This window comes from Paracoccus limosus (genome assembly GCF_009711185.1).
GTDB lineage: Bacteria > Pseudomonadota > Alphaproteobacteria > Rhodobacterales > Rhodobacteraceae > Paracoccus > Paracoccus limosus.
The window spans coordinates 14,476-33,864 of the sequence record NZ_WMIF01000035.1 but is presented as its reverse complement, the minus strand read 5'-3'; the positions used below and the strand labels follow the sequence as shown (position 1 = coordinate 33,864).

General features: G+C 65.6%; 22 protein-coding genes and 1 tRNA gene. 9 read left to right on the top strand and 14 right to left on the bottom strand.

Annotated features, from left to right (window positions below; translation table 11 throughout):
• Positions 1–163: 163 nt before the first annotated feature.
• Positions 164–1,963 (bottom strand): translation elongation factor 4, encoded by a 1,800-nt coding sequence (lepA, locus tag GL279_RS17320; protein ID WP_155065881.1) that lies wholly within the window; start codon positions 1,961–1,963, stop codon positions 164–166.
• A gap of 63 nt (positions 1,964–2,026) precedes the next feature.
• Positions 2,027–2,965 carry a DMT family transporter gene (locus GL279_RS17315; RefSeq protein ID WP_246175370.1) on the bottom strand — a complete coding sequence of 313 codons (939 nt, stop codon included), beginning with the start codon at positions 2,963–2,965 and terminating at the stop codon, positions 2,027–2,029.
• A 42-nt stretch (positions 2,966–3,007) separates the two neighbouring features.
• Between GL279_RS17315 and GL279_RS17310 the strand changes: the two genes are divergently transcribed.
• The 5 genes from GL279_RS17310 to GL279_RS17290 all read left to right on the top strand — a co-directional run bounded on the left by GL279_RS17310 (position 3,008) and on the right by GL279_RS17290 (position 6,309).
• Positions 3,008–3,193 carry a heavy-metal-associated domain-containing protein gene (locus GL279_RS17310; protein WP_155065879.1) on the top strand — a complete coding sequence of 62 codons (186 nt, stop codon included), beginning with the start codon at positions 3,008–3,010 and terminating at the stop codon, positions 3,191–3,193.
• Positions 3,194–3,364: 171 nt separating this feature from the next.
• Positions 3,365–3,670: a hypothetical protein gene (locus GL279_RS17305; protein ID WP_155065878.1), complete on the top strand. Its 306-nt coding sequence runs from the start codon at positions 3,365–3,367 to the stop codon at positions 3,668–3,670.
• Between the two features lies 1 nt (position 3,671).
• Positions 3,672–4,361: an NAD-dependent deacylase gene (locus GL279_RS17300; RefSeq protein WP_155065877.1), complete on the top strand. Its 690-nt coding sequence runs from the start codon at positions 3,672–3,674 to the stop codon at positions 4,359–4,361.
• A gap of 143 nt (positions 4,362–4,504) precedes the next feature.
• Positions 4,505–5,461, top strand: coding sequence for a lipoyl synthase (lipA, locus tag GL279_RS17295; RefSeq protein WP_155065876.1), 957 nt, complete (start codon positions 4,505–4,507; stop codon positions 5,459–5,461).
• Between the two features lie 368 nt (positions 5,462–5,829).
• Positions 5,830–6,309 carry an MmcB family DNA repair protein gene (locus GL279_RS17290; RefSeq protein ID WP_155065875.1) on the top strand — a complete coding sequence of 160 codons (480 nt, stop codon included), beginning with the start codon at positions 5,830–5,832 and terminating at the stop codon, positions 6,307–6,309.
• Here the strand turns inward: GL279_RS17290 and GL279_RS17285 are convergent.
• Positions 6,293–6,520 carry a DUF6324 family protein gene (locus GL279_RS17285; RefSeq protein ID WP_155065874.1) on the bottom strand — a complete coding sequence of 76 codons (228 nt, stop codon included), beginning with the start codon at positions 6,518–6,520 and terminating at the stop codon, positions 6,293–6,295. The two genes, GL279_RS17290 and GL279_RS17285, sit on opposite strands and share 17 nt — an antisense overlap.
• A gap of 127 nt (positions 6,521–6,647) precedes the next feature.
• On the opposite strand from GL279_RS17285, the gene GL279_RS17280 reads away from it, so the two are divergent.
• The 3 genes from GL279_RS17280 (at position 6,648) to GL279_RS17270 (ending at position 8,067) form a co-directional block, all read left to right on the top strand.
• Positions 6,648–6,724: transfer RNA gene (locus GL279_RS17280), tRNA-His, on the top strand.
• Positions 6,725–6,915: 191 nt separating this feature from the next.
• The gene (locus GL279_RS17275) at positions 6,916–7,371 is read left to right on the top strand and encodes an ElaB/YgaM/YqjD family protein (RefSeq protein WP_155065873.1); all 456 of its coding nucleotides are present in this window, start codon (positions 6,916–6,918) and stop codon (positions 7,369–7,371) included.
• A 9-nt stretch (positions 7,372–7,380) separates the two neighbouring features.
• Positions 7,381–8,067 carry a phage holin family protein gene (locus GL279_RS17270; RefSeq protein WP_155065872.1) on the top strand — a complete coding sequence of 229 codons (687 nt, stop codon included), beginning with the start codon at positions 7,381–7,383 and terminating at the stop codon, positions 8,065–8,067.
• A 63-nt stretch (positions 8,068–8,130) separates the two neighbouring features.
• On the opposite strand, the gene grxD is transcribed toward GL279_RS17270, so the two are convergent.
• The 7 genes from grxD to GL279_RS17235 all read right to left on the bottom strand — a co-directional run bounded on the left by grxD (position 8,131) and on the right by GL279_RS17235 (position 13,152).
• Positions 8,131–8,505: a Grx4 family monothiol glutaredoxin gene (gene grxD, locus GL279_RS17265; RefSeq protein WP_155065871.1), complete on the bottom strand. Its 375-nt coding sequence runs from the start codon at positions 8,503–8,505 to the stop codon at positions 8,131–8,133.
• 62 nt (positions 8,506–8,567) lie between these two features.
• Positions 8,568–8,810 (bottom strand): BolA/IbaG family iron-sulfur metabolism protein, encoded by a 243-nt coding sequence (locus GL279_RS17260; RefSeq protein WP_155065870.1) that lies wholly within the window; start codon positions 8,808–8,810, stop codon positions 8,568–8,570.
• A gap of 90 nt (positions 8,811–8,900) precedes the next feature.
• Positions 8,901–10,142 carry a cytochrome b/b6 domain-containing protein gene (locus GL279_RS17255; protein WP_155065869.1) on the bottom strand — a complete coding sequence of 414 codons (1,242 nt, stop codon included), beginning with the start codon at positions 10,140–10,142 and terminating at the stop codon, positions 8,901–8,903.
• The gene (locus tag GL279_RS17250) at positions 10,142–10,714 is read right to left on the bottom strand and encodes a thymidine kinase (RefSeq protein ID WP_155065868.1); all 573 of its coding nucleotides are present in this window, start codon (positions 10,712–10,714) and stop codon (positions 10,142–10,144) included. The genes GL279_RS17255 and GL279_RS17250 overlap by 1 nt, the downstream gene beginning before the upstream one ends.
• 72 nt (positions 10,715–10,786) lie before the next feature.
• On the bottom strand, positions 10,787–12,214 hold the full coding sequence (locus GL279_RS17245) for a DEAD/DEAH box helicase (RefSeq protein ID WP_155065867.1): 1,428 nt from the start codon (positions 12,212–12,214) through the stop codon (positions 10,787–10,789).
• Between the two features lie 257 nt (positions 12,215–12,471).
• Positions 12,472–12,921: a D-aminoacyl-tRNA deacylase gene (dtd, locus tag GL279_RS17240; RefSeq protein WP_155065866.1), complete on the bottom strand. Its 450-nt coding sequence runs from the start codon at positions 12,919–12,921 to the stop codon at positions 12,472–12,474.
• 3 nt (positions 12,922–12,924) lie between these two features.
• Complete coding sequence (locus tag GL279_RS17235) at positions 12,925–13,152, bottom strand: hypothetical protein (RefSeq protein WP_155065865.1); 228 nt, start codon at positions 13,150–13,152, stop codon at positions 12,925–12,927.
• Positions 13,153–13,272: 120 nt separating this feature from the next.
• Here GL279_RS17235 and GL279_RS17230 point away from each other — a divergent pair, with 120 nt between their 5' ends.
• Positions 13,273–13,515 carry a DUF2312 domain-containing protein gene (locus GL279_RS17230; protein ID WP_155065864.1) on the top strand — a complete coding sequence of 81 codons (243 nt, stop codon included), beginning with the start codon at positions 13,273–13,275 and terminating at the stop codon, positions 13,513–13,515.
• Positions 13,516–13,582: 67 nt separating this feature from the next.
• Here GL279_RS17230 and guaD read toward each other — a convergent pair whose 3' ends face one another.
• From guaD to xdhA, 4 genes are read right to left on the bottom strand one after another with little or no spacing between them, the layout of a single operon-like run.
• Complete coding sequence (gene guaD / locus GL279_RS17225) at positions 13,583–14,860, bottom strand: guanine deaminase (RefSeq protein WP_155065863.1); 1,278 nt, start codon at positions 14,858–14,860, stop codon at positions 13,583–13,585.
• Complete coding sequence (gene xdhC, locus GL279_RS17220; RefSeq protein WP_155065862.1) at positions 14,848–15,591, bottom strand: xanthine dehydrogenase accessory protein XdhC; 744 nt, start codon at positions 15,589–15,591, stop codon at positions 14,848–14,850. The genes guaD and xdhC overlap by 13 nt, the downstream gene beginning before the upstream one ends.
• Complete coding sequence (gene xdhB / locus GL279_RS17215) at positions 15,588–17,885, bottom strand: xanthine dehydrogenase molybdopterin binding subunit (RefSeq protein WP_155065861.1); 2,298 nt, start codon at positions 17,883–17,885, stop codon at positions 15,588–15,590. The genes xdhC and xdhB overlap by 4 nt, the downstream gene beginning before the upstream one ends.
• The gene (gene xdhA / locus GL279_RS17210; protein ID WP_155065860.1) at positions 17,882–19,330 is read right to left on the bottom strand and encodes a xanthine dehydrogenase small subunit; all 1,449 of its coding nucleotides are present in this window, start codon (positions 19,328–19,330) and stop codon (positions 17,882–17,884) included. The genes xdhB and xdhA overlap by 4 nt, the downstream gene beginning before the upstream one ends.
• Positions 19,331–19,389: the final 59 nt, after the last annotated feature.

Below are 19,389 nucleotides of genomic sequence, written 5' to 3'. Positions count from 1 at the left end.
TGAAGCCCTCGAAGAAGGCCCACTCATCGTCGGATATCAGGTTGCGCGCCAAGCCCATCTCCCAAGCAGAGATGAGCTTGAATCATAGGACGACTGCCAACGGAACCCCTTTTGTCAACACGGCCTAAGCGCATACAAAAAAGGGCGCCGCAGCGCCCCTCCCTTAGTTGTCCATCTTCAGCGCCTGAATAAACGCTGTCTGCGGGATCTCGACTTTTCCGAACTGGCGCATCTTCTTCTTGCCGGCCTTTTGCTTCTCCAGCAGCTTTTTCTTCCGCGTCGCGTCGCCGCCGTAGCATTTCGCGGTCACGTCCTTGCGCATCGCCGACAGCGTCTCACGCGCGATGACGCGGCTGCCGATGGCGGCCTGGATCGGGATCTTGAACATGTGGCGCGGGATCAGCTCTTTCAGCTTTTCGACCATCACCCGGCCACGGCTTTCCGCGCGGTCGCGGTGAACCATGATCGACAGCGCATCGACCGGCTCGTCGTTCACAAGGATCGACATCTTCACCAGGAAATCCTCGCGGTATTCGCTGATCTGATAGTCGAAGCTGGCATAGCCCTTGGTCACCGATTTCAGGCGGTCGTAGAAGTCGAACACCACCTCGGCCAGCGGCAGGTCATAGACCACCATGGCGCGGTTGCCAGCATAGGTCAGGTCCATCTGGATGCCGCGCCGGTCCTGGCACAGCTTCAGCACGTCGCCCAGATATTCGTCCGGGACCATGATCGTGGCCTTGATGCGCGGCTCTTCGATATGGTCGACATAGGTCAGGTCGGGCATGTCGGCGGGGTTGTGCAGGTCGCGCACCTCGCCATCCTTCATGTGCAGCTTGAAGACGACCGAGGGCGCGGTGGTGATCAGGTCCAGATCGTATTCACGCTCCAGCCGGTCGCGGATCACCTCAAGGTGCAGCAGGCCCAAGAAGCCGCAGCGGAAACCGAAGCCAAGCGCGGCCGAGGTCTCCATCTCATAGCTGAAGCTCGCGTCGTTCAGCGCCAGTTTCTCGATGGCGTCACGCAAAGCCTCGAAGTCATTTGCATCGACCGGGAAGAGACCGCAGAACACCACCGGCTGGGCGGGTTTGAAGCCCGGCAGCGGCGTGTCGGTGCCCTTGCGCTCGTGCGTGATGGTGTCGCCGACGCGGGTGTCGCGCACCTGCTTGATCGAGGCGGTCAGCACGCCGATCTCGCCCGGGCCCAGTTCGCCGATATCGACCATGGCGGGTTTCAGCACCGCCAGCTTGTCGATGCCGTAGACGGCATTGGTCTGCATCATGCGGATGCGGTCGCCCTTTTTGATCACGCCGTCCATGACGCGGATCATGACGACGACGCCCAGATAGGCGTCATACCAGCTGTCGACCAGCATGGCTTTCAGCGGCGCATTGCGGTCGCCCTTGGGGGCGGGCAGGCGGGTGACGATGGCCTCCAGCACGTCGGGGATGCCAAGGCCGGTTTTCGCGGAAATCGGGATCGCGTCCGAGGCGTCGATGCCGATGACTTCCTCGATGTTTTCCTTGACCCGGTCCGGCTCGGCGGCGGGCAGGTCGATCTTGTTCAGCACCGGCACGATGTCGTGGCCCGCGTCGATGGCCTGATAGACGTTGGCCAGCGTCTGCGCCTCGACGCCCTGCGAGGCATCGACGACCAGCAGCGAGCCCTCGACCGCACGCATCGAGCGGCTGACCTCATAGGCAAAGTCGACGTGGCCGGGGGTGTCGATCAGGTTCAGCACATAGGTGCGACCGTCCTTGGCCGGATATTCGATCCGCACCGTGTTGGCCTTGATGGTGATGCCGCGCTCGCGCTCGATGTCCATGCTGTCCAGCAGCTGGGCCTTCATGTCGCGTTCGGCCACCGTCCCCGTCATCTGGATCAGGCGGTCGGCCAGGGTGGATTTGCCGTGGTCGATATGGGCCACGATCGAGAAATTGCGGATGAGATCAAGGTCGGTCATGGCCGGGCTATACTCGGGGAATGGCGTTGCGAAAAGAGGGATCTGCTGCGGGGCGGGGTCGGGTCACATCGGCGCCATGCCGGCGGCACGCAACTGGCGCCGGCGCAGCATCGCCTCGCGATACATGGCATAGCAACCCGAGGCGACGATCAGCCCGGCGCCGGTCAGGGTCAGCGCGTCCGGCCGCTCGCCAAAGACGGTCAGGGCAAGGATCAGGGCAAAGACCAGACGGGTGTAGCGAAAGGGCGCCAGCGCCGAGGCTTCGCCCAGCCGGGTCGAGGTCACCAGCAGGCTGTAGCCGGCGATGCCGACGCCCAGACAGGCGGTCAGCTGCAAGACCTCGCGCGCGCCGGGCCAGACAAAGCGCTGCCCCAGCACCAGCCCCATCGCGATCGAGGCCAGAAGGATGGTGAAGAAGGCCGAGGCCGCCAGCTGCAACGAGGGGATATGCGCCGGGATGCGCCGCGTCACCAGATCGCGCGTGGACAGGCCGATCACCGCCACCACCGCCATCAGCGACACCGGCTGGAAGCCCGACAGCCCCGGCCGGATCACCAGCATCACGCCGAGAAATCCGACAAGGATCGCGCACCAGCGCCGCCAGCCCACCGGCTCGCCCAGAAACAGCGCCGCGCCCAGCACGATCATCAAAGGCAGTGCCTGCATGATCGCCGAGGTCGAGGACAGCTCCGACAGCGCCAGCGCCACCACGATGCCGATCGAACCGACGGCCTCGGCCAGATTGCGCACCACGACGCCCGGACGCAGCAGATCTGCGGTCCACAGATGACCGCCCTGCAGCTTCAGCGCCGTCCAGAACGCCAGCCAGCCGAACAGCCCGATCAGCCCCAGCACCTCGGCAAAGGGCAGTTCGGCCGAAAGCAGCTTGATGAACATGTCCTCGAAGGCGAAAAGCACCATCGAGACGACCATCAACAGCGCGGCACGAAAGTTTTCGCTGCCCATCGGATCCTCGGTTGCGGGAGATTGCAGCCCAGCCATTATGCCGCGATCATGGCGCGGTCCAGCGTGAAAGGTGACAGCATGAGATTCCACGTCCAAGACATGACCTGCAAGCATTGCACCGCCACCATCGAACAGGCGGTGACCGAGGCCGGCGGCAAGGCCACGACCGATCTGGCCAGCCATCAGGTCGAGGTCGAAGGGCTGGATGCCGCCCGCGCCGAGCAGGTGATTCGCGATGCCGGCTATTCGCCGGTGCCGGCCTGATCGCATATCTTGCGACCTTGCGTGGCGGGGGTTCCAGTAATGGGGCGGTCCCGCGATTGAGCCGATGTAACGCTTCTGTTAACCTCAATGACATAACAAGGCGGCCGCGCGAGGGCGTTCAGCCCCGCCGCCACTTGCCCGAAGCCGGGCCGAGAGCCGAGGAGACTGATCATGATCAACCGCCTGAAGATCGCCGCCGCTGCGATGGTTCTGACCACACCGCTTGCCGTTGCCGGCCCGATCGATACCGCCTGCGTCAGCTCTGACCGTTCGGCGCGCAGCCAGCGCCTGTGCGGCTGCATCCAGCAGGTTGCCGACCAGACCCTGTCGCGTGCCGACCAGCGCCGCGCCGCGCGGTTTTTCCGCGATGCCGATGCCGCCCAGCAGGTGCGCATGTCCAAGTCGGATGCCGATAACGCCTTCTGGGCGCGCTACACCAATTTTGCCACCACGGCCGAGGCCTATTGCGCGAACTGACATGAGGATCGCCGTTCTCACAGGTGCCGGGATCTCTGCCGAAAGCGGCATCCGGACCTTTCGTGCGACCGACGGGCTGTGGGAGGAGCACCGGATCGAGGACGTGGCCACCCCCGAGGGGTTCCGCCGCGACTCGGTGCTGGTGCATCGTTTCTACAACATGCGGCGCGCCGATACCGCCCGTGCCCGGCCCAATGCCGCGCATCGCGCGCTGGCGCGGCTGGCGCGCCATCACGGCGTCACGCTGATCACGCAAAATGTCGACGACCTGCACGAACGCAGCGGCTCGCCCGATGTCATCCACATGCACGGCAGCCTGCTGGGGGCGCTTTGCGCGCATTGCGGCCACCGCTGGCCGGCGACGCTGGTCATGCGCGCAAGCGATCCCTGTCCGTCCTGCGGCCAGCCCGAAACCCGGCCCGACATCGTCTGGTTCGGCGAAGTGCCCTATCACATGGAACGCATCTGGCAGGCGGTCGAAAGCGCGGATCTGTTTGCCGCCATCGGCACCTCGGGGCAGGTCCATCCCGCAGCCGGCCTTGCGCAACATGCCCGGCGCTGCGGTGCCGCCACGGTCGAACTGAACATCGAACCCTCGGCGATCAGCCGCGATTTCGGCGAGCTGCGGCTGGGCCCGGCGACCCGCGTGGTGCCGGAATGGGTCGATGCGCTGTGCGGTCAGGCAAGCTAAGCGGCAGGCGGCGCGCGGCCATTCTGCGGCGCGGCGCCGAGGGCTTGGCAGGGCAGGGCTGCGGCGCCTTGCCCACCTGCCAGCGCCTCGTTGCTTTTGCCCGTCCAAAAGGATATTTCTGTCGGAACCGCGACCGAAAGGACATGACCTTGCGCGATCTTCGGATACCCGACCAGCGCCATCCCGAAAAGGCCCACCGGCCCGATCAGGAACAGCCCAAGAAACCCAACTGGATCCGGGTCAAGGCGCCTACTTCGGAAGGCTATAAGCAGACCCGCGAGCTTTTGCGTGAAAACCGGCTGTCCACCGTCTGTGAAGAGGCCGGCTGCCCCAACGTGGGCGAATGCTGGTCGCAGGGCCACGCCACCATGATGATCATGGGCGAGATCTGCACCCGCGGCTGCACCTTCTGCAACGTCGCCACCGGCAAGCCCAATGCGCTGGACGTGTTCGAGCCGGGCCGCGTCGCCCATGCCGTGCAAAAGCTGGGCCTGAACCATGTCGTCATCACCAGCGTCGACCGCGACGATCTTGAAGATGGCGGTGCCGACCATTTCGCCCAGACCATCCGCGCGATTCGACACCGCTCGCCCAATTCGACGATCGAGGTGCTGACCCCCGACTTCCTGAAATCGAAACCGGGTGCGCTGGAAACCGTGGTCGAGGCGCGGCCGGATGTGTTCAACCACAATCTGGAAACCGTGCCGGGGCTTTATCTGGAAGTGCGGCCGGGTGCGCGCTATTTCCACTCGCTGCGGCTGCTGCAACGGGTCAAGGAACTGGACCCGGCGATGTTCACCAAATCCGGCATCATGGTCGGTCTGGGCGAGGATCGGCAATCGGTGCTGCAGGTCATGGATGACATGCGCGCCGCCGACATCGACTTTATCACCATCGGCCAATATCTGCAGCCGACGCCCAAGCATCACCGCGTCGACCGCTTCGTGACGCCCGAGGAATTCGCGGGCTATGAAAAGGCCGCCTATGGCAAGGGCTTCCTGATGGTCTCGGCGACGCCGTTGACGCGGTCGTCCTATCACGCCGGCGACGATTTCGCGGCGCTGCGCGCGGCGCGTCTGGCCAAGCTGGGCCGCGCCTGACCGCATCCCTGCGCCCGCCCGGATAGGGCGGGCTGCATCCGCGCGAACCGGAATCAGGTTTTTCGCGCATATTCCTGAAATTTATGGATTATTTGGCACCGCAGGGCGGGCGGGGCGGCGGGAACCGCAGCAACCGTGGCAGCGCAAGTTTCCCCGAAAGCCTGGATGTCCAGGTGGGAACCGGATAACGGGACCAAGGCCCCGACAGAGCCAGCCCCCTCGGTGAAATTATAGGCCAGTGGAAAAAGAGGCCACACACGAGAAGAGCAGAAACCCGCCAAGCCCGAAAATAGGCGTTTGGCCGTGCCGGTGCAAGGTGGCGCAGAGGTGCGCTTGCAAGATGTTCGCTCTTGGTTCATGTTCGGGCGATGATGGCCAGTGATCTTTCCGACAAGCTGCCGGCGAAACCCGGCCAGCGCCTGACGCGCGGCGTGGCGCGGATGCTCTTGTCGCTGGACCATGCGCCTTTGGCGGAATTCGTGCCGGCCGGCGGGCTGCGGGTGGATGTGATCTCGATTTCACCCAAGGGCGAAATCTGGATCGTCGAATGCAAGAGCTGCCGGGCCGATTTCGTCTCGGACCGCAAATGGCAGGGCTATCTGGAATTCTGCGACCGGTTCTTCTGGGCGGTCGATTGCGATTTCCCCGATGAGATCCTGCCCGAAGGCGCCGGCCTGATCCGGGCCGACAGTTTCGGCGCCGAGATGCTGCGCATGGCGCCCGAAACCCGGCTGGCCGGGGCGCGGCGCAACCGGCTGTTGCGCGACATCGCCCGGGTGTCGGCGGCGCGGCTGCTGGCCGCGACCGATCCCCTGGGGGCGGGCAGCGCGATCAGCGCCGCTTCTTAGCGGGCTTGCCGCCCTGTGGGCCGGCATTGCCCATGGCGCGGGCGGCCTCGGCGGCGGCCAGCAGTTCCTCGGCGATTTCCTCGGCCTCTTCGGGGTCGAAATCCAGCGGCAGATCGACGCCCTCGGCCTCGACATAGATTCGCACCATGCCCTGATCGGTCGGCCCGATCTGCAGGTTGGCGGCAATATCGCTTTCGCTGTTGATGCTCATGTCTGGAACTTCCGGCTGTCGTGACCCAAGCCTGCTTAGCGCGGCAAGGGTTTTGCGGCAAGCCGCACATTTTCCGTCAAGACGGGGCTTGCACCCCCCGGCGGCTGGCGCTAATACCCGCGCCAGTGCCGCCTTAGCTCAGCTGGTTAGAGCGCTAGATTGTGGATCTAGAGGTCCCCCGTTCGAGCCGGGGAGGCGGTACCATAAAACCAATCCCATGATTTGATTCGGTTTCTGCGGCTGGCGGTGACGCTGCACGCGCATTTCGGCCCCGCGTCGATTCGGTGCGCGGGCTTTATCTGCACCGCAGCACAAATTTCTGCATCCGCCGGAACGAAGCGGGCCCTTGCGCCGTTTCCCTGTCGAAGAGCAAATCATCTTGAGAGGATGCAGTCATGGCAAACCGGGACACCGAAGAGCTGAAGGACGAAGCTCGTCGCGCGGCACGCGACATCGGCACCGAGGCGCGCCGCGCCGCCGACGAGGCGCGTGACCATGCCCGGCGCGCGGTCGACGATGCCGGCGAGGCCTTGGACAATGTCCGCGAACGCGGCGCCGAGGCGCTGGAAACCGCGCGCGAAAAAGGTGCCGAATTCGTCGAACACGCCCGTCGCCGTGGTCAGGACTATGCCGAAGATCTGCGCGCGCGCGGGCATGACTATGCCGAACAGGCTCGGCACGAGGCCAAGCGCCTTTACCGCGAGGGCGAGCGCCGCGCCAGCGAGGTCGCGGGCTATGCCGAGGATTATTACGACGATGTCTCGGGCATGGTGCGCCGCAATCCGGCACAGGCCCTGGGCATCGCGGCCGGCGTCGGCTTCCTGCTGGGCCTGATCATCGCACGCCGCTAAGGGACATCGATGTTCGCCTATACCCGAAACATGCGGCTTGCGCTTTCGGACCGGCTGCGCCGGGCGGGGCTGGCCGGGGCAGCGGCAGTCGTGCTGCTGCTTGCGGCGGGCTTCCTGCTGGCGGCGCTATGGACGTGGCTGGCGCATGGCCTGGGCTGGGGCCCCTTGCGGGCCTCGCTGGTGATCGGCGGGGCGCTGGCGGTGATCGGGTTGATCCTGCTGGCGCTGGCCGGGCGCGAAAAGCACCGCCTGCCCAGCACCGACGAGCTGAAGACCGAGGTCGAGCAGCAGCTGCATCTGATGGCCAATACCGCCATCGGCAAGGCCTCGGACGCGGCCGATGCGGCGTTGGAACGGGCCTCGGACAAGGCGAGCCATCTGATGGACCGGGCCGAGCAAAAGGTCCATGCCGTCGCTGACGATCTGGGCTATCGCGCCAACCGCTTTGCCGATCAGGCCGAGGCCCGCGTCTATGGCACGGCCCGGCAGGTCGGCGATGCCACCGCGCAGCGCTTTGGCTTTACCGGCACGCAGGCCCGGGCGGCGGCGGATCGGGTCCGTGGCTCGAACGCGGCGGCGCTGGCGCCGGTCCTGGGCGCGCTGGCGGTCGGCATCACGCTGGCCACGCGGCTGCAGGACTGGCGTCACCGCGATGACCCGCCCGAGGATGACGACGACCTGGACGACGGCTATTGAGCCGCTGCAACGCAAAAAGCCCCGCCAATCCGGCGGGGCTTTTTCATGACGCGCGGCGGCCGCTCAGGCGTTGGCTTCGCGGATCTTGTCGGCGGCGTCCTTGTCATAGCCGACGCCCGACTTGTCGAAAAGCTGGTCCAGCTCGCCCGAGAGGGTCATCTCGGTGATGATGTCGCAGCCGCCGACGAATTCGCCCTTGACGTAAAGCTGCGGGATGGTCGGCCAGTCCGAGAAATCCTTGATCCCCTGACGGATGTCGGCATCCTTCAGCACGTCGATGTCGCGGTAATCGACATTCATGTAGTTCAGCACGCCGGCGACGCGGCTGGAAAATCCGCATTGCGGCATTTCCTTGCTGCCCTTCATGAACAGCACCACATCGGCGCCGTCGATCAGGTCCTGGATCTTCTGGCGCACATCGCTGGTATCGGTGGTCATTTCCTGCTTGTCCTTTGTTGTCCTGGCATTGCCGGGGCCATGGCGGGCCCCGCCGCGCGCCGTTATTCCGGGGCCTTGGTGGTCAGCGCCAGCGCGTGCAGGGCGCCGTTCGGGCCGTCCATCCTGCCTTTCAGCGCCGCATAGACCGCGCGCTGTTGCTGGACCCGGTTCAACCCCTTGAAGCTGTCGTCGATGACCTCGGCGGCATAGTGGTTGCCGTCGCCTGCAAGGTCGGTGATCGTGATGCTCGCCTTGGGAAAGGCAGCGCGGATCAGGGCTTCGATATCCTGGGCTTCCATCGCCATGGGCAGTCCTTTCTGCTTTCCGTCCAGATGTAGGGGATGGCTGCTGGCCCCGCAAGATCGGCAAGGGCCGGCTGCTGCATCCCCCGCTCGCTATTGCCGCTTTGCCGTCAGATCCAGCGTCACCTCGACGCCAAAGCCCACGGTGCCCTCATCGGCGTAGCTCGCGCCCACGCCATAGTCGCGCCGGTCCAGACGGAACTGGCCGCGCGCCGTGGCGGTATCGCCCTCGGTGGTGATGGTGGCGGGGAATTCCAGCGGCATCGCCTTGCCGGCGATGGTCATGGTGCCCTTCAGCGTCTCCGGCCCGCCCTCGGTCGCGGGCGGCAGGATATCGGCCGAGAAGGTGGCGCTGGGATGGGCGGCAGCGTTCAGGAAATCCGGGCCCTTGGCGGTATCGGCGACCGAGCCCAGCTCCAGCGAAGCGATGTCCGCCGTGGCCTCGACATGGCCGCTGCGGGTTTCGGGATCATAGCTGATCGTGGCCTGCCATTTGCCAAAGCGGCCCTTGACCGGGCTCTGGCCCTGCTGGACCTGAATGGCAAGCTCGCCCTGCTGCACGGCCCAGGCGGGCGCAGTGCCGGTGGTGACCGCTGCGGTCTGCGGGGCCGTCTGGACCGTGGTTGCGGCCGGCGGGGCCTTGGCCTCTTCTTCGGGGGCGATGACCGAGATCACCGCCACGGCGACCCACAGCCCCAGCCCCAGCACCGCCGCGACCACATGACGCAGCGCATGCGACGGGCCGGCGGCCGGCGGCACGGGTGCCTTGTCGGGGCTGCCCGCCATGCGGTGCAGCGTGCCGTCGCGGTCGATCAGCGCATGTTTCAGTGCGCCGGCGACATGCAGCACCACCAGCCCGGCCAGCAGCCACCAGCCTGCTTCATGAAAGCTGGCAAAGCGTTCGGCCAGCGCGGCATCCTGCGGCACGCCCGGCAGGCGCTGGCCCAGCGGCCAGAGGATGCGCGAAAAGCCCCCCGGCGCCGCCGAATGCAGCAACCACCCCGACAGCGGGATGATGACCATGCCGATCCACATGCCCCAATGCACGACGCCGGCCAGAAAGGTCTCGACCGCGCGGTTGGGGTGCAGCGGGCGCGGATGCGTCTGGGTCAGGGTCCACAGGATGCGCAGCACGGCAAGGATCAGCGCTGCGACCCCGATGGTCTTGTGGATCGAAAAGGTCTGGAAAATCGCCTGCATCGCCTCTTGCGAGCCGCGCGGCAGGCTGCCCGCATAAAGTCCAAGGCCGATGGCGGCCAGGATCAGCAGGGCGATGGTCCAATGGAACAGGCGGGCGACCCCGCCATAGGCACGGGCGGTATTGCTGGCTTTCATCAGGTTTCTCCCAGGGCTTCGCGCCAATGCCGGCGGCAAAGCGAGACATAGGTTTCATTTCCGCCGATCTGCACCTGGGCGCCATCGCGCAGCACGCGGCCCTGCGCATCCTGACGCACGACCATGGTGGCCTTGCGCCCGCAATGACAGATGGTGCGCACCTCGCGCAGATCGTCGGCCCAGGCCAGCAGCGCCGCCGAACCCGGAAACAATTGCCCGCGAAAATCCACCCGCAGCCCATAGCACATCACCGGCACGCCCAGATCGTCGGCGGCGCGGGCCAGTTGCCATGCCTGTGCCTCGGTCAGGAATTGCGCCTCGTCCACAAAGACGCAGGCGCAATCCCGGACCGAGGCGATCAGGGCGAAGAGATCGGTTTGCGGGGTAAAGGCGGTGGCGGGCTGGCTGATGCCGATGCGGCTGGCGATCACGCCGGGACCGGCACGATCATCCAGCGCCGCCGTCAGCAAAAGCGTCGCCATGCCACGTTCGCGGTAATTGTAGGCCGCTTGCAGCAAGAGCGTGCTCTTGCCGGCATTCATCGTCGAATAGTGAAAATAAAGCTTGGCCATGCCGGCAGATAGCCGTGCGGGCCCGCAGGCCGCAAGCCACGGCGCAAGGCCGTGGCTCACGTTTTTGCGCGGTCAGGTGCGCTGGGTCGATTTCGGCGCGCGCGACGGGCGGCGTGCCGGACGTTTGCGCGCATCCTGACCCGCAGCGCCACGGCCGGCCGGGCCGCCGCGTTCGCGGATCTTGGCCGCCTCGAAGGGGACCTCGCCGCCGACCACCGGGATCTGCGACTTCATCGCCTTTTCGATGGCGCGCAGCTCGCCGATTTCCGCCGGGGCGCAAAAGGCGATGGCGCGGCCGTCGCGACCGGCGCGCGCGGTGCGGCCGATGCGGTGGACATAGTTTTCCGGCACGTTGGGCAGATCGTAGTTATAGACATGCGCCACCTCGGGGATGTCCAGACCACGCGCGGCCACGTCGGTCGCGACCAGAACCTTGGTCTCACCGGCGCGGAAGCCGGCCAGGGCGCGCTCGCGCTGGCCCTGCGATTTGTTGCCGTGGATGGCGGCGACCTTGTAGCCCCATTTCTCCAGCAGCTTCGACAGCTTTTCCGAGCCATGCTTGGTGCGGCCAAAGACGATGGCCAGCTCGTCGCGGTGCTTGGCCAGATATTCGGCCAAAAGCGTCGCCTTGTCGCCCTGATTGACGAAATGCACGCCCTGTTCGATCTTGGCGGCGGCCTGCCCCGGAGGGTTCACGGCCACTTTCAGCGGATCGGTCAGATAGCTTTCGGCCAGCTCTTCCATCAGTTTCGGCATGGTGGCCGAGAACAGCAGCGTCTGACGTTCACGCGGCAGCATCTTGGCGATGCGGCGCAGCGCGTGGATAAAGCCGATGTCCAGCATCTGGTCGGCCTCGTCCAGAACCAGATATTTGGTCTGCGACAGATCGACCGCGCCGCGCTCGATCAGGTCGATCAGGCGGCCGGGGGTGGCGATCAGCACATCGACGCCACGTTCCATGCGCATGGTCTGCACATTGATCGAGGCCCCGCCCACAACGCGGAACTGCCGGATCGGCGTTCCGGCGGCATAGGCGTCGATGTTTTCGGCGATCTGGGTGGCCAGTTCGCGCGTCGGCGCCAGAATCAGCGCGCGGCAGGTCTTGGGCTCGGGCTTGCGTCCGATGTTCAGCAGGCGCGTCAGCATCGGCAGGCCAAAGGCCGCCGTCTTGCCGGTGCCGGTCTGGGCAAGGCCCAGAAGGTCACGACCCTCGACGATGCCGGGGATGGCCTTTTCCTGAATGGGCGAGGGCGCATCAATGCCCATCGGCGGCAGGTTCACCGCCACGCGGGCGTCGATGCCCATGCGGGTAAAGGGCGTGTCGATATCGGGGATGGCCCGGCGGATGAATTTTTCCTCGGGCTCGTCGCGCAGGCGGCGGTGCGCGGTGGTCGGCTTGGCATTGCCGCCGCGGAATTGCGGCTTGCCGCCACGCGAGGGGTTCTCGCCGTGCTGGCGGGGTTTGCCCGAACGGTTCGGGCGGCTGGATTGCTCAGTCATGTCGTCTTTCGGCCCCGCCGCCAGCCGTATCGGCGCACGAGGACAAGGGGCCGCGTGCCGGAGGATCCGGGCCGCGCGGCGGGTTGCGAGGGGCGGGCGAGATACGGTCTGCCCGCAAGCCTCCCCGCGTGAATGGGAAACCGGAAAATGGTGCCGACCTGACGCAAGGGGCGTCGGCTGCTCACGCGGCAGCGGGCGGCAACCCGACGCATATCGGCTGTCCGCGCCTGAAAGTCAACAGTTGCGTGGGGATAAGTCTAACTGCGGTCGGTGCTGTCCATCCAGATCGTCACCGGCCCGTCATTGACCAGCGCCACCGCCATATCGGCGCCAAAGCGTCCGGTCTGGACCGGCAGGCCCAATGTGCGCAGGCTTTCGGCAAAGCGCAGATACAGCGCCTCGCCGCGTGCCGGGGCCTCGGCGCTGGAGAAACCGGGGCGGTTGCCGGTGCGGGTGTCGGCGGCCAGGGTGAACTGGCTGACCACCAGCACCGCGCCGCCGATATCGCTGACCGAGCGGTTCATCTTGCCGGCCTCGTCACGAAAGATGCGCAGCTTGGCGATGCGGGCGGCCAGCTTTTCGGGCGCATCCTCGGGATCGCCCTGCATGGCGCAGACCAGCACCATCAGCCCGGCGCCGATGCGGCCCACGGTTTCGCCGTCGATGGTGACGCTGGCTTCGGTGACACGTTGGATCAGGGCCCGCATGATCTAGCGCCCCAGCATGATGCCAAGCACCACGAACATCAGCCCAAGGACCGAGGCCGCCAGCGCCGCCATATTCACGACCATGACGCGGCGCATCAGCTCGCGCATGGTGGCGTCATCGGTGACCCGCGCCTTGGCGCGCGCGGCGCTGATGATGCACCAGACCAGCGCCACCAGACCCACCGCAGTCAGGGCGGTTCCGCCCCAGATCAGCCCGTCCCAAATCGTCATGCCTGCCTCCTTGCTGGGTTTGGGCCTAGCGATGATTGCACCCGCCCGCAAGACCGCCTAGACCGGCGCGAAACGGCACGGATGTGGGGCGTCGTGCTCCACGGAAAGGGATGGCTAGCAATGGACGCCTATCAGGTCACTGCGGATGAACTGCGCCAGTTTGTCGAGCGCATCGAACATCTGGAACAGGAAAAGAAGGACATCGCCGAGCAGATCAAAGAGGTCTACAGCGAAAGCAAGGGTCGCGGTTATGACACCAAGGCGCTGAAGACCATCATCTCGCTGCGCAAGAAGAACAAGGACGATCTGGCCGAAGAGGAAGCCGTGCTGGAAGTCTATAAAGAGGCGCTCGGCATGCGCTGAGCCCTCGGGGCGCCGCGCAGGATCAAGCCGCGCCTGCACAAGCAGGGCGCGGCTTTTTCATGCCCCGTCAGCCCAGCATCGGCTGGCCGGCGACATAGGTCTGGGCCACGCTGCGGTCGTCGCCCATGATTTGCAGGATGAACAGCTCTTCGGCCAGCGTGGTGGCGCGCTCCATGCGCAGCGCCATGGCGGGGGTGGCGCGGCTGTCGAGCACCACCAGATCGGCCATTGAGCCAGGGGCGAGGGTGCCGATTTCGTTCTCCATCCCCAAGACGCAGGCATTGCCGCGCGTCGCCCAATGGAAGGCGGCAAAGGGGTGCAGTTTCTGGCCGCGCAACTGCAGGATCTTGTAGCCCTCGTTCAGGGTCTGCAGCATGGAATAGCTGGTGCCGCCGCCGATGTCGGTGGCAATCCCCGAGGAGATGCCGCGCGCGCGCAACCCGCCTTCGTCGAAAAGGCCGGAGCCAAGGAACAGGTTCGAGGTCGGGCAGAAGACCGGATGGCTGTCGGTCTCGGCCATTCGGGCGATCTCGCGCTCTTCGAGGTGGATCGAATGGCCAAGCAGGATCTTGTCGCCCAGAAGCCCGTAAGTCTCATAGATGTCGAGATAGTCGCGCGCCTTGGGGTAAAGGCTGAGTGTGAAGGCGATCTCGTCGCGGTTTTCCGACAGATGCGTCTGGATGTGGCAATCGGGATGTTCGCGCACCAGTTGGCCGGTCATCTGCATCTGCTCGGGCGTCGAGGTGATGGCAAAGCGCGGCGTGATGGCATAGCGCTGGCGCCCGGTGCGATGCCATTTTTCGATCAGCGCCTTGCTGTCGTCATAGCCCGATTGCGGGGTGTCCAGCACGCCCTCGGGGGCGTTGCGGTCCATCATCACCTTGCCGGCGATCATCGCCATGTTGCGGGCATGGGCGGCCGAGAACAGCGCTTCGGCGGATTGCTTGTGGACCGAGCAATAGGCGACTGCCGTGGTGGTGCCATGCGCCAGCAGCAGGTTCAGGAAATGCTCGGCCATTTGCGGGGCGTGGCCTTGCTGGGCAAAGCGCGATTCCTCGGGAAAGGTATAGGTGTTGAGCCAGTCCAGAAGCTGCGCGCCCCAGCTGGCCACCACCTGCACCTGCGGGAAATGGATATGGGTGTCGATGAAGCCCGGCAGGATCAGATGCGGGCGGTTGTCGATTTCCGCCAGGCCGGGTTCTTGCAGATCGGCATAGGTGCCGATGGCGGCGATGCGGCCGTTGTCGGTGATGATCGCGCCGTCCTCGTGATAGGTGAAGGCGTTCTCGGTGTCGGTGGGGTCGGCATGGAAGGAGAGCGTGCGCCCCCGGATCAGCTGTCGCATGGGTATTTTTCAAATGGTGAAACGGTTTGGGTCAGCCTGCCGATGATCTCGGCGGCGGTGAAGGCGGCGATGATTTCGGGGCGCTTGTCCTTGGACCAGCCGGCGCCAATGGGGCAGGTCAGGCGGTCGGTATCAAGCCCCTGAGCGCGGGCGAAGCGACGGAATTGGGCGAGCTTGGTCGCGCTGCCGATCATGCCGATATAGGGGGCGTCGAGGCGGCGCAGCGCCTCGGCTGCGAGCAGGAAGTCCAAGGCGTGGTCATGGGTCAGGATGACGACGCAGGTGCCGAATGGGGCGGCGCGGATCTCGGCCTCGGGCAGGGGGGTCAGGCGGGTTTCGCTCGTCGCCTGCGCCAGTTCATGGCTGCGCTGGTCGATCAGGATCGGCCGCAGCGGCAAAAGGGTCAGCGCCTTGGCGAGCGCCCGGCCGACATGGCCCGCGCCAAAGATCAGCACCTGCGGATGTTCGGGCGCGGCCGGCTGGCTGTCGACATGGGTCAGCGCCAGTTCCACCCGGCCGCCGCAGCACTGGCCGATCTCGGGGCCGAGCGGCACGTCCATCGTCGCGGTGGTTTCGTGGCGCGCCAGCATCTGCCGGGCGCGGTCGATGGCCATATATTCCAGCTGGCCGCCGCCGATCGTGCCTTGCGTGGCCTCGGGGGTGACGGTCATCACCGCCCCCGCCTCGCGCGGGACGGAGCCACGCGCGCGGGTGATCTCGACCCGGATCATCTGAGGTTCTCGATGGCCATCAGCACACGCTCGGGCGTGGCGGGGGCGTCGATGCGCGGGTTTTCACGGTAATCGTTGAAGCTGGCCACGGCCATGTTCAGCGCCTGGAACACGCAGATCGGCAGCATGAAGGGCGGCTCGCCCACGGCCTTGGAGCGCTTGATGGTGTTTTCGCGATTCACCGACCAATCGGCCAAGGCCACGTTGAAGATCTTGGGCCGGTCCGAGGCCAGCGGGATCTTGTAGGTAGAGGGCGCATGCGTGCGCAGCCGGCCCTTGGCATCCCACCAGAGTTCCTCGGAGGTCAGCCAGCCCATGCCCTGGATAAAGGCGCCCTCGACCTGACCCTTGTCCAGCGCCGGGTTCAGCGAGCGGCCCACGTCGTGGAGCACATCGGCGCGTTCCACGACATATTCGCCGGTCAGCGTATCGACCGAGACCTCGGCGCAGGCGGCGCCATAGGCGTAGTAATAGAAGGGCCGCCCGCGCCCGGTGTCGCGGTTCCAGTGGATTTTCGGCGTCTTGTAAAAGCCCGCCGCCGACAGTTGCACCCTCGCCAGATAGGCGGATCGGATGAAATCGGCAAAGGGCAGGTTTTCGTCACCGATTCGGACGGTTTCGCCGATGCTGACCTGTTCGGGGGCGATGCCGCGCGTCTCGGCGGCAAAGGTCGCCAGCCGCGCCAGCAGCTGCTCGCAGGCATTGAGCGCGGCCATGCCGTTCAGGTCCGACCCCGAGGACGCCGCCGTGGCCGAGGTGTTGGGCACTTTCTCGGTGGTGGTCTTGGTGATCCTGATGCGGCCGATGTCGACGCCCAGAGCCTCGGCCACGACCTGCGCCACCTTGGTGTTCAGGCCCTGACCCATCTCGGTGCCACCGTGGTTCAGGTGGATCGAGCCGTCCGAGTAAATATGGATCAGCGCGCCGGCCTGATTGTACCAGGTCGCGGTAAAGCTGATGCCGAATTTCACCGGGGTCAGGGCGATGCCCTTGCGGATGGTGCCGCCACGGGCGTTGAAATCCAGCACGGCCTGACGGCGGGCGTGGTAATCGCTGCTGGCTTCAAGCTCCTCGAAGAGGCGCGGCAGGATCTGATCCTCGACCTCTTGATGATAGGGGGTGAGCTGGCCGTTTTCATAAAGGTTGCGCTTGCGGATCTCCAGCGGATCACGCCGCAGTGCATAGGCGATGTCCTCGACGATGCGCTCGGCCATGATGACGCCTTGCGGGCCGCCAAAGCCGCGAAACGCGGTGTTCGAGACAGTATTCGTCTTCATCGGATGGCTGCGCAGCTCGACCGCCGGATAGTAATAGGCGTTGTCGGCATGGAACAGCGCGCGGTCGGTGACAGGGCCGGAGAGGTCGGCCGAAAAGCCGCAGCGGGCGTAGAAATCGGCGTCGACCGCGTGGATCTTGCCGGTCTCGTCATAACCGCAGCTGTAGTCGATGACGAAATCATGCCGCTTGCCGGTGATCTGGAAATCGTCGTCGCGGTCGGGGCGGACCTTGACCGGCCGTTTCAGCTTTTTCGCGGCCAGGGCGGCGGTGACGCAGAACACGTTCATCTGCGATTCCTTGCCGCCAAAGCCGCCGCCCATGCGCCGCACCTGCACCACCACCGCGTTCGAGGGGATGTCCAGGACATGCGCGACCATATGCTGCACCTCGCTGGGGTGCTGGGTCGAGGTGTTGACGATCACCTCGTCATCCTCGCCGGGGATGGCAAAGGCGATCTGGCTTTCCAGATAGAAGTGTTCCTGCCCGCCGACGGTCAGGCGGCCCTGCAGCTTTTTCGGGGCGCTCTCCATTTCCGCCATGTCGCCGCGCGCCAGTTTCAGGGGCTTAGTGACATAGCCCATCCCGGCATCCCGCGCCGCAATGGCATCCAGCGAAAAGGGCAGTTCGTCATATTCGACGCGCGCCAGCTGGCAGGCGCGTCGCGCCTGATCGCGGGTTTCGGCGATGACGGCAAAGATCGGCTGGCCCAGGAACTGCACCTCGGGCGTGGCAAAGACCGGGTCGTCATGCAGGCCATTGGGGCTGATGTCGTTGACGCCGGGAATGTCCTCGGCGGTCAGCACCAGATGCACGCCCGGCGCCTTGCGCACCGCGTCCAGATCCATCGTTGTGATGCGACCATGCGCGACCGAGGAGAGCCCCAGATAGCCGTGCAACGTGCCCTCGGGCATCATCAGATCGTCGGTGTAATCGGCCTGCCCGGTCACATGCTTGACCGCACTGTCATGGATGATCGAGGTATGTGCGGCGCCCTTCACGAAAACGTCCTGTTTCATTCGACCCTCCTCAGGCGGTGTTCGGCGCCCGACTGTTCAAGCCAGAAGCGGCGGAAGAAATTGGCGGCAAGTTGCTGGCGGTATTCGGCGCTGGCCCGCCAGTCGCTGAGCGGCTGGAAATCATTCGCGACGGCTTGTGCGGCGGCCTCGAAGGTTTCGGCGGTAAAGGGCTGGCCCTTCAGCGCGGCCTCGGCGCTTTTCGCGCGCTTGGGCGTTGCGGCCATGCCGCCGAAGGCCACGCGGGCACAGGTGATGGTCGCACCATCGGTTTCGACATGGAAGGCGGCGGCCGAGGCGGTGATATCGGCGTGGTGGCGCTTGCTGACCTTGTAGGCCGCGATGCGCGCGTCTTCGGCCTTCAGCGGCACGGTGATCGATTCAAGGAATTCGCCGGGGCGGCGGTCCTGCTTGCCGTAGTCGATGAAGTAGTCCTCGACGGCCAGATCGCGGCTGCCGGCGCTGCTGCGCAGGCGCAGGGTGGCACCCAGCGCGATCAGCAGGGGCGGGGTCTCGCCTATGGGCGAGCCATTGGCGACATTGCCGCCGATGGTGCCGGCATTCCGAACCTGCCAGCCGCCGATGCGGCGCCAATAGTCCAGCGCCTCGGGGAAATGCGCCAGCACGAAGGGCTCGAATTCGGAATAGGTCACGCCGGCGCCGATGGTGATATGGCCCGGGGTGATCTCGATTTTCTTCAGGTCGGTCAGATGGCCGATGAACACCGCCGGAGAGATGTCACGCAGGAATTTCGTCACCCACAGGCCCACGTCGGTGGCACCCGCGACGATGGTGGCCTTTGGGTTTTCGGCCAGCACCTGCGCCAGATCGGCGGCGTCCGCAGGCAGGATGGCGCGGTCATTGCCGCGCGCGACCTCGACCCGCTCGCGCGGGATCGCGTTCAGTGCGGCGGTGACACGGTCGCGTTCCACGGTCAGGGCATCGAAGTTCTGGCCGCCCGCCTCGGAGGCCGCGAAGGCCGCCTTCACGATCGGCTCATAGCCGGTGCAGCGGCAGAGGTTGCCTTGCAGCGCGGTCTCGATCGCCAGCATGTCGGGGCGCGGGTTCTGCATCCAGAGCCCGTAAAGCGCCATGACAAAGCCCGGCGTGCAGAAACCGCACTGGCTGCCGTGATGTTCGACCATCGCGGCCTGAACCGGATGCAGCCCGCCGTCGCGGCCCCGCAGATGCTCGATGGTGACGACATGGCAGCCGTGGCACGAGGCGAGGAACCGGATGCAGGCGTTGATCGGCTCGTAATGCAGATGGCCGTGATGCAGCCGGCCCACCAGAACCGTGCAGGCGCCGCAGTCGCCTTCGGCGCAGCCCTCTTTGGTGCCGGTCAGGCGCTGCTCCAGCCGCAGGAAATCCAGAAGGGTGTCGCGCGATCCGGCCTCGCTCAGGCGGATCTCGGTGTCGTTCAACAGAAAGCGTATCTCGCCGCCCATCTGGTCCTCGCTTGGGTCGCTGGGTATGAGGAAAGCCTAGATGCGAAATGCTCTTTGCG

Coding starts and splice junctions, on each gene's coding strand:
- lepA (WP_155065881.1), bottom strand. CDS start 1,963: ATGACCGACCTTGATCTCATCCGCAATTTCTCGATCGTGGCCCATATC.
- GL279_RS17315 (WP_246175370.1), bottom strand. CDS start 2,965: ATGGCTGGGCTGCAATCTCCCGCAACCGAGGATCCGATGGGCAGCGAA.
- GL279_RS17310 (WP_155065879.1), top strand. CDS start 3,008: ATGAGATTCCACGTCCAAGACATGACCTGCAAGCATTGCACCGCCACC.
- GL279_RS17305 (WP_155065878.1), top strand. CDS start 3,365: ATGATCAACCGCCTGAAGATCGCCGCCGCTGCGATGGTTCTGACCACA.
- GL279_RS17300 (WP_155065877.1), top strand. CDS start 3,672: ATGAGGATCGCCGTTCTCACAGGTGCCGGGATCTCTGCCGAAAGCGGC.
- lipA (WP_155065876.1), top strand. CDS start 4,505: ATGACCTTGCGCGATCTTCGGATACCCGACCAGCGCCATCCCGAAAAG.
- GL279_RS17290 (WP_155065875.1), top strand. CDS start 5,830: ATGATGGCCAGTGATCTTTCCGACAAGCTGCCGGCGAAACCCGGCCAG.
- GL279_RS17285 (WP_155065874.1), bottom strand. CDS start 6,520: ATGAGCATCAACAGCGAAAGCGATATTGCCGCCAACCTGCAGATCGGG.
- GL279_RS17275 (WP_155065873.1), top strand. CDS start 6,916: ATGGCAAACCGGGACACCGAAGAGCTGAAGGACGAAGCTCGTCGCGCG.
- GL279_RS17270 (WP_155065872.1), top strand. CDS start 7,381: ATGTTCGCCTATACCCGAAACATGCGGCTTGCGCTTTCGGACCGGCTG.
- grxD (WP_155065871.1), bottom strand. CDS start 8,505: ATGACCACCGATACCAGCGATGTGCGCCAGAAGATCCAGGACCTGATC.
- GL279_RS17260 (WP_155065870.1), bottom strand. CDS start 8,810: ATGGCGATGGAAGCCCAGGATATCGAAGCCCTGATCCGCGCTGCCTTT.
- GL279_RS17255 (WP_155065869.1), bottom strand. CDS start 10,142: ATGAAAGCCAGCAATACCGCCCGTGCCTATGGCGGGGTCGCCCGCCTG.
- GL279_RS17250 (WP_155065868.1), bottom strand. CDS start 10,714: ATGGCCAAGCTTTATTTTCACTATTCGACGATGAATGCCGGCAAGAGC.
- GL279_RS17245 (WP_155065867.1), bottom strand. CDS start 12,214: ATGACTGAGCAATCCAGCCGCCCGAACCGTTCGGGCAAACCCCGCCAG.
- dtd (WP_155065866.1), bottom strand. CDS start 12,921: ATGCGGGCCCTGATCCAACGTGTCACCGAAGCCAGCGTCACCATCGAC.
- GL279_RS17235 (WP_155065865.1), bottom strand. CDS start 13,152: ATGACGATTTGGGACGGGCTGATCTGGGGCGGAACCGCCCTGACTGCG.
- GL279_RS17230 (WP_155065864.1), top strand. CDS start 13,273: ATGGACGCCTATCAGGTCACTGCGGATGAACTGCGCCAGTTTGTCGAG.
- guaD (WP_155065863.1), bottom strand. CDS start 14,860: ATGCGACAGCTGATCCGGGGGCGCACGCTCTCCTTCCATGCCGACCCC.
- xdhC (WP_155065862.1), bottom strand. CDS start 15,591: ATGATCCGGGTCGAGATCACCCGCGCGCGTGGCTCCGTCCCGCGCGAG.
- xdhB (WP_155065861.1), bottom strand. CDS start 17,885: ATGAAACAGGACGTTTTCGTGAAGGGCGCCGCACATACCTCGATCATC.
- xdhA (WP_155065860.1), bottom strand. CDS start 19,330: ATGGGCGGCGAGATACGCTTTCTGTTGAACGACACCGAGATCCGCCTG.